This window comes from Pectobacterium brasiliense (assembly GCF_013449685.1).
Classification (GTDB): Bacteria; Pseudomonadota; Gammaproteobacteria; order Enterobacterales; family Enterobacteriaceae; genus Pectobacterium; species Pectobacterium brasiliense_A.
In genome coordinates, this window is record NZ_JACDSF010000014.1 from 1 (window position 1) to 8,753 (window position 8,753).

Genomic DNA, 8,753 nt, shown 5'->3' on the forward strand with positions numbered 1-8,753 from the left:
GCATAACTCGGACTGAGTTCCCTTCGAGTGATCTACTATTTGGCGAAGCTATTTAGTCACTCAAAACACACCCAATCCCTGTCTTTCCGAAACCATTACCATTGTATAACATGATATATTTGTTTTTTATTTTTCTAACATAAGGATATGCTACTGCATCAGAATCCCAGTCACCGTCTTTATATGATGGTAAAATACCTGAATCAGTGTCATTTCTTACCCATAAAATACCATCATCCGACTCAGCGTAACCAGCACGATACATACTATCTCTATGATTACGAAATCCATCTATTTTCCGATGACTAAACCACATATAATATTTATTATTCTCATAAATTACACTTGGTCTAGCTGTTACCTCCCCATCTGTTAATGATGAAAAGCAAAAATCACCAGTTTTTGTCCAATCAATACCATTCACTGATCTAGCATATTTTATATGATAAATTATTTCCGGCTTATTATTTATAATCTCCCATTTAACGCCAGACGTATACCACATTTCAAAAAAACTACCATTATGGATAACATCCACAGCACCAGTATAATAAGGTTCATTTTTATCACGATCTAATATAGGCCCGTCATATAGTCGTTGAAAACTATAACCACCATCTAAAGAAACGGCTATCCCTATAGCATTTCTAGTATGCACGGTTGTACTTGGATTCCAACCTATGTAATACATATATATTTTATTATCATGCTGTATAATTGAACATACATTAGCCCCACAATCGTCAAAAGCACCAATTTTCCCCAAATCTAGAACAATAGGCATTGTGGAGTTAATGACCTGATCGGGTGAATTAATATTGACATCTATATAGGTAGTTCTAGTTTTTCCATCTTTTCCTCTAACCCCAAAAAATATCCTCAATAAGTCATTATTAATAATTAGCGGTGTAGGTTTGTGTGCATGTGTGAAAGCATAATCAGAGTGATTATTTACACTGAAAATAAATTTTTTCTCGCCCCATGAAATACTCATACATTCTCCATTAAATATTTTTATCTAGAATAAATATAGGTCTATTTAAAAACTCACCTAATTCATCCTGTCGATTGACATTAGCATCATTTAATTCATTATAAATAATTTCTCCATGTATTGTTTTCTCTGCAATACCGATAGCGCGAAGGTTCCATACACCATAGATTGCAGTTTTAACATAATCAATCATCTCACGTTTAGTACCATTAGAAAACAAGCCATAATTCGAGTTTCCTTTCCAATTGAATCCTAATTGAAGCACAAGAGTATTTGTATTAACGGATAGGCTATTCAACTGATTTGAAATATTTTCTTTTACACTTTCTATTAACAGACTTTTATCGCCATAGTCATCTCCAATGTGATGTAGAACATTTAATAAAAAGACAACATCATATGAGCATTCATCTACATTGAATAAATAATACTCATTGTGAACCGATATTCGATCTTTTAAGGCTAATATTGATGAAACGTTACTCAAAAAATTAGCGTGGGGAGAGAATCCCTCATACGCAACAACATGGCGAGCACCACTATCTACTGCACTCAATGTGAAATAACCTAAATTACATCCTATATCAAGAATTTTTTTATCATGAAAATTTATTTTTGATTTAATATAATCAAATCGACATTCATCTGCCTTCGAACCTGCATGATATATATCATCACCGATGATATTTTTTACAAACTTAGGCAATGATTGATAAGAGGCATGCTTGCCATTTTCTTCGAGGAAAGAAACTAATTTATCCTGCATACTTTTCATATTTCACCTTGCAAAAAAATTACGAAAACTCATTTTCACTTCATGTAGGAAAATACCTATAGTATCTAATTTAAAATAAAAATCAGATAAAATAAAAGAAAAAATAAAATATATTTTACTCTTAGAGTCAATATAATTACGAATATTATCTTTCCTAGACAAAGAGTCAATAAGTCCTGTTAACCATATATATTTGGCTTTTTTATACTTTAGACCAGTTATTCTTTTAAAGAATATATTTTCTGGTAATAAACCGGCTTTCAATGCAAGATCGAAGGGTCCCCATAATCTTGGGTTTGCTTCGATTAAATATGTTATGCCTTTATGTTGCATCACTTCCACCATTATAAATCCAAAAAAACCCAATGAATTAAGCAAGCTTATTATTTTATCTTCAAAGACCCTATCTGGGCATTCGCATAATTCCGCAGCGATGATAGATTTCCCGTTCCCTTGTTGTAATAGATTTTTTTGGTAAGCAATGTCACATATCCCATCAGGACAAACAAAAATTAAATAATAATAACTATTCCCATCGATATATGACTGAAAGAAATAATCATCTTTATATTCTGAATCTACTATATCTTGAAGATCAATTTCATTAAAAACAAGTTTTGGATATATTTTAATATTATTCTTAGAGGAGAACTCTGCTTTTGGCTTAGCCACAAAAGGTATATCAGAAATCTTAGGGGAGATTAATTCCCTAGGAATATCAATGCTAAATTTTCTAGCATAATTTAAAAACAGACTTTTTTCTGATATATTTAGATATACATCTAAATCTACTAAGTGAATATCTAATCCTTTAGATGTAAGCAAATTTTTATTTTCTAAGACAACCCGAATAATTGACTCAGTCGTTGGTAAAAAGATAAGATTATCACTTGGGTACATATCTCTTATCTCAGTAACGCAACGAGCCATATCATCAATTAAAAGTGAATCTGACTTTCTTGATGAATCAACATTTTTTCTATATTTAGATAAAAGAATAATATCATTTACTGGTCGAGAAATGATAGAAAAATTAATATTTTTTTTAGAGAAATGTCGACAACAAGCAATTACTGCTCGTTCATTTGCACCAGAAAAAATAACAAACCTTACGTCAACACTTGACGAACTAATTTCCATTATCGACCTACTATAATATTAACGATATTTAATACATCATCATGCGATAAATCTGGATAGATAGGTAAACATAGCACACTTTCTGAAACAGTATTTGCATGATTCAGCAAATTATGTTTAGCGCTATCAAGCCCTCTGTACATTGAAAATGAACTTATTAATGGATAAAAATAGCGTCTAGCATAATAATTACTCTCCTTTAATTGAAAATAAACTTCATCACGAGTTTTATGAAATGGCTTAGAGATAAAAACAGGAAAATATGAATAATTCCACTCTATTTTATTCGAAATGTTAATAATCCGAAGACCTGCTATATTTTTTAATAACTCACAGTATCTCTCATAGATAGCTCTTCTTTTATGCAAAGCTTGGTCTATATATCTAAGCTGAAGCAAACCGAATGCAGCCTGCACTTCATTCATCTTTCCATTAATCCCCGGAGCAACAACAGTCACTTCATCTGCAAAGCCAAAATTCTTAAGATAATCAATTCGTTTCTTGGTTTTTTCATCGGGACAAATTATTGCCCCGCCTTCTATCGTATTAAAAACCTTGGTTGCATGGAAACTAAGAATAGAGAGATCCCCATGATTTAAGATACTCATACCATCTTTTTTAACACCAAATGCATGTGCAGCGTCATAGATGACTTTCAACCCATATATATCAGCAATTTTTTGGATTTTATCAACATCAGCAGGTATACCATAGCAATGAACCGGCAGAATCGCCGATGTTGCAGGCGTAATTGCTTGCTCTATTTTATCAGGAGAAAGATTGCATGTTACAGGATCGATATCCACAAATACAGGTTGTAATCTATTCCACAACAGAGAATGTGACGTTGCAACAAACGAATATGGCGTAGTAATCACTTCCCCAGTAACACGCAATGCTTGCAAAGCAACCAGTAAAGCCAATGTGCCATTGGAAAAAAGGCACAAATGTTTTACTCCCAAATAATTCGCTAGTTCATCTTCTAACTGATTATGAAAATTACCCGAATTCGTTAACTTCTTACTATTCCAGATCTCTTCAAGAAAAGGAATAAACTCTTCTAAAGGTGGTAACAGTGGACTAGTAACATAAACATCATTATTATTTTTCATTACACTCACCTTTAGCTCGTTATACAAAATTAGGTCAATTATTTTTCAATAGAAAAACTTATTGCATCAGAACCAGAACAATACTGCATCCATATTTTTCTTAATGCCTTCTCAAGATATTCTGCAGGGTTAGTATTTTCTTGGTTTAATAAATTAATACGATCTCTCATCGTTAACCTTATATTATTTAATTCACTTATATTATTAGCCCAATAGATAGCCTTTTCTATATATTCACCTTTATTGTAGGCTACAAATGAGTCTAATCTAAACGTCCTCATAAATCCGGCACTAGCAACCGATGCCAACTTATCACCATTTAGAGTAAGTGTAGGTACGCCCATCCAAAGTGCGTGGTTAGTTGTTGTCCCACCACCGTAAGGAAATGTATCAAGTAACATATCGATGTTGTGATGCAACTTAAGGTAATCATTTTCTGACAATCTATCATAAAATTCAAAACGTTCTTCTTTAATTCCTAAGTTTTCAAGTTTTGTGCATAACAACTCTCTAGCTTGATTACCGGACACAGCACCTATAATTAGACGTGCAGTTGGCAACTGATGTAGGATAGTGGCCCATATAGATAATGTTTCATCATTTATTTTCTTGGTTCGATTAAAACTACCAAATGTAAAAAAAACATTCTTTATTGCTGGCAATACATTAATATCTGGGCAATTACCTTCATATTCAAATATTTTAGAGAAAGGTAAATATATCAACTTTTCTGTAAACTGATTATCTAATACTCCAGGGCGAGCATAATTCTTATTAAGAATACGATAATCCATACCTTTTAAACCACTAGTACCTGGATAACCAAGCCAACTAACCTGAATCGGTGCTGGTTTTAATGTAAACATTGGTAAACGGTTATATGCTGTGTGCCCCGAAAGATCGAACAAAATATCTATTTCATCCTCAATGATTAACCTAGCCAGTTCTACATCGCTTTTATCTTTTACAAAATGCCACTCAGTTGCTTTTTCTTTTAACCTCTGGGTTATATCGTCATCGATTATCGATGTTGCATAGACATATAATGAAAAATATTCGCAATTAATAGCATTCCACACCGGTTCAAAAAAGTTAGTCACCGGGTGTCGTCCCAAATCACCAGAAACAAAACCGATCCGCAAAACTCGCCTAGGATCTTTATCAATTTGGCGTATTGGAAGCTGTAATTTTAATTTTTCCATTCTTTTTTCAGTACGAACACCAAAATCACAATGCTCATGGAAAAGTTCTTCTGGCGTTATGCTGTTGCTATGTGTTAAGCCAAAAAGAAGGTTGCTATGTAAGTGTGAAGAGTTAGGTGAGAGTTCGATAATACGTCGAAAACAACTATTTGCTTCATCCTGCTGGGAACGTGACTCATAAATAGCCGCCATACTATTCAATATAGAAATATCGTCTTTATTTAAATTTATAGCTTGTTTACAACAAAATTCCGCCTGTTCTAAGCGATAATCACCTAAATGAATCACAGCTAAAAGGTTCCATACATTTGCATTTTCTGGATCACACCGAATAATCTTGCGAGCCAGATTTAATGTCTCGCGCTTTAGCCCAGCCTCCCAGCTTTGAGTTGCTAAATCATAATAGACACTCCAGCTAAACAAATGCCGGGAGAGAATTTGCATCAATGCTAAGGAAGCACCTTCAGAATCACCCGTTTTTCTTAATGTATCGGCAAGAAGGTTCCAATTTTCAATATTTTCAGGATCTTTCTGTGTCAATGCCTCTGCAACGCGTCTTACCTGAATAAAGTCACCATTGGAAATTAATCGTGCAATTTCCTGTACCGTTTTTTCAGCAATTTTAATTGATTTCACCGCACTGCTATTTGTAAGTAGTGGAGCTTTGTACACACCTCCTGTTTTAGGATCGCTGGCATAGAACACTAATGCACCGATATACGACATAATTTCCTTTATGCCTGAACTTGCTAATAATGCATCCTGAAAGTAACGATGCCACGCACGAATCTTACCTTGTAAAACACCATGTTGGCGCAAACGACGCATAACAGAGAAGTAATTTTCGTCTTGTTGCTTAAGCCATGAATCCCAGGAAGTCAGAGATTCTTTTTCAGCATCCGATAGATCTAGCGAGACGGGTTCATGCCAGAAGTTAAAATTGCCTTTCACGTTTAGTACTCCAGGCAACAGGCAAAGCGCTGGAGAAGAACTTTTTTGATAGACACATTCACCAAGTCTAAAATGCAACTCACTTAACCCTTTGGTGAATAATGCCTTCAATGCATTCTGCAGGTTACTTCTTTCATCTGTATCAGGTCTTTCTGGTTCACGAGTATTGAATAAAAGTTGCTGAAAAGACTGAGCTACTGGCCAAGACTCACCTAACGCAGTTAGCACACGCTGCGTCAGAGGATGGCTGGTTGTAACCATGATGCCAGAGGCAGAACACCACCCATTGGTGTTTATACCCTGCTCTGTATAAAACGGAAGGAAACTACCAGCCCAGTGGAAATCTGCTAACCGCGACCAATCCGGCTCCGGTGACACTTCTCCGGCACGTTCCTGAGCTACAAGTAAGCTAAATCGACTTTCTCTTCCAACAGCAAAATCAAGATATTGCTGCTTTAGCACTTTATGCGCCGAAGTACAGATAATCTGGTGCATGCTGGAAACATTGTCACCATAGTGTTCAGCTAATTCCGTATGCGGTTGAATATCACCGACATAGGTAAGCCCTGCCTCGATGGCTAAGGTGTTAAAATCTAGCAAATAACATGGCTCATTAAGGCCTTGTAGATAATTCAGAACGAGCTGAACATCATTCTGCTGTTCCGCCTGCGCAACCCATTTGCGTAATGCCTTTTCCTGTATGTTCTGGGAAGACAACCCAAGTGACAGATAAGTCAACATAGCTCTGGCGCTTTCTTGCTGTTGTTCCACCGTTTCCGCTAGGCTCGCATGAAGACTCAATGCATCCTTCAACACTTCAGCCATTTTCCCACCAGGATATGTAGCGTATTTGAAGCTTACCGTGCCAACAGGAGAAAGATGCTTCTGGCAAAATTGCAGTAATGCAGTTCGAGCTTCACCGCTCACCAGGCCAAAAATGCCATGTACTATGATATAATCGAACTGTCCTAGCTCACTTTCCAGCAGGGTGTTTAAATCCATCGCTGCAAGCTGAAGATTTTCAACGCCGAGTTCACTCAGCAGTTGTTGCCCTTCTTCGATCTTTTCCGAATCCAGATCGATACCAACCGATAAACTCTGAGGATAGGCCAAAGCAAAAGGGAGGAGGTTCTCACCCGCCATACACCCTAATTCTAATACCCTCGATTTTTCAGGTGCGGCACACTTTACACCATGTAGCCATGCCACCGCTTGCAGATGCGCTGGTGAGGTATACGGCAGGATAGTAGAAACAGCGGCACTATTGGCAGGTGAAGAAGTACCTGTAGATGGGGGCATATTACGAACCATTAGGAAGCGGACCTATATCTTATTCACAATAACTTATTAAATTAACAAAAAATGGGAACAACAATCGAGAGAACAGCGCTGCCTTAGCAAGGCTATTATCAGTATTCATAATAATATGTATAAAAAAACCAGCCCGAAGGCTGGTCCAAGATTATCACTGTAGTGATAACAATGTGCGCTGATATATTAACGCAGCAGAGACAATACGTTCTGCGGAACCTGGTTAGCCTGAGACAGGACAGAAGTACCAGCCTGTTGCAGGATATTCGCCTTGCTCATGTTCGATACTTCAGTTGCATAATCAGCATCTTCGATACGGCCACGAGCAGCAGACAGGTTGTTCACCGTGTTGTTCAGGTTAGTGATGGTAGACTCAAAACGGTTTTGAAGCGCACCCAAATTACTACGTGCAGTATCAATCTTTTTCAACGCAGCATCAATTGAGCTGATTGAAGCGGTTGCCTTAGATGCAGTTGTTACGTTCAAAGTCTTAACACCCAGAGCTGTTGCAGAAGAACTAATCAGCGCCTTGTTATCGATTGAGATAACATCAGCATCTTCGGTATTAGCACCGACCTGAATAGAGAGGCTGGAACCACCTTTCAGCAGATCGATGCCGTTAAATTTAGCGGTGTTGGTGATACGGTCGATTTCAGAAACACGTTGATCAATTTCAAGTTTAATTGAGGCACGGTTTTCAGTGGTGTTAGTGTCACTTGCTGCCTGAACGGACAGTTCACGGATACGCTGCAGGTTGTTGTTAATTTCGTTCAGGTTAGTTTCAGCAGTCTGAACCAGAGAAATACCGTCGTTGGCGTTACGAGCTGCCTGAGTCAGGCCTTTAATCTGCGCAGTCATACCGTTTGCAATCGCTTGACCTGCAGCATCATCCTTAGCGCTATTGATACGCAGACCAGAAGACAGACGCTCGATAGCGGTACCCAGAGAAGACTGAGATTTGTTCAAGTTGTTCTGAGTAACCAGAGACATTACGTTAGTGTTAATACCGGCCATAATAGATTTCCTTTATCGATGAGATGTAAGTTTCGGGTTAGACCCACGGGTTCATCCCCGTCGCTAACATTTATCGGAACACTTTCCGGAAGCTTTAATTTTTTTGCCAAATTTATTTTTGAGCCTCACACTAAATAACTTCGCAAAATATGCCCAAAGGACAGCAGAAGCGCATCGCCACTCTGGGACAAAACCAGAAGCATTATCTGTCCGGCGCACTGCATTCAGATACAGGACGAGTCCATTACGTCGGC

General features: G+C 37.2%; 6 protein-coding genes and 1 pseudogene. 1 reads left to right on the top strand and 6 read right to left on the bottom strand.

The window, feature by feature from the left end; all coding sequences use genetic code 11:
• Positions 1-52: 52 nt before the first annotated feature.
• The 6 genes from H0248_RS06390 to H0248_RS06415 all read right to left on the bottom strand — a co-directional run bounded on the left by H0248_RS06390 (position 53) and on the right by H0248_RS06415 (position 8,499).
• A complete protein-coding gene (locus H0248_RS06390) occupies positions 53-994 on the bottom strand; it encodes a hypothetical protein (RefSeq protein WP_180785199.1) in 942 nt (313 codons plus the stop codon).
• Between the two features lie 10 nt (positions 995-1,004).
• Positions 1,005-1,769, bottom strand: a complete 765-nt coding sequence (locus H0248_RS06395; protein ID WP_180785200.1) for a class I SAM-dependent methyltransferase — start codon at positions 1,767-1,769, stop codon at positions 1,005-1,007.
• 3 nt (positions 1,770-1,772) lie between these two features.
• A complete protein-coding gene (locus tag H0248_RS06400) occupies positions 1,773-2,909 on the bottom strand; it encodes a hypothetical protein (RefSeq protein ID WP_180785201.1) in 1,137 nt (378 codons plus the stop codon).
• Positions 2,909-4,021, bottom strand: coding sequence for a DegT/DnrJ/EryC1/StrS family aminotransferase (locus H0248_RS06405; RefSeq protein ID WP_180785202.1), 1,113 nt, complete (start codon positions 4,019-4,021; stop codon positions 2,909-2,911). Before H0248_RS06405 ends, H0248_RS06400 begins: the two co-directional genes overlap by 1 nt.
• A gap of 38 nt (positions 4,022-4,059) precedes the next feature.
• Positions 4,060-7,485: an O-linked N-acetylglucosamine transferase family protein gene (locus tag H0248_RS06410; protein ID WP_219609001.1), complete on the bottom strand. Its 3,426-nt coding sequence runs from the start codon at positions 7,483-7,485 to the stop codon at positions 4,060-4,062.
• A 186-nt stretch (positions 7,486-7,671) separates the two neighbouring features.
• Entirely contained in the window at positions 7,672-8,499 is an 828-nt protein-coding gene (locus H0248_RS06415) for a flagellin N-terminal helical domain-containing protein (RefSeq protein ID WP_180785204.1), read from the bottom strand.
• A gap of 149 nt (positions 8,500-8,648) precedes the next feature.
• On the opposite strand from H0248_RS06415, the pseudogene H0248_RS22080 reads away from it, so the two are divergent.
• A pseudogene (locus H0248_RS22080) lies at positions 8,649-8,753 on the top strand (hypothetical protein); the annotation flags it as partial.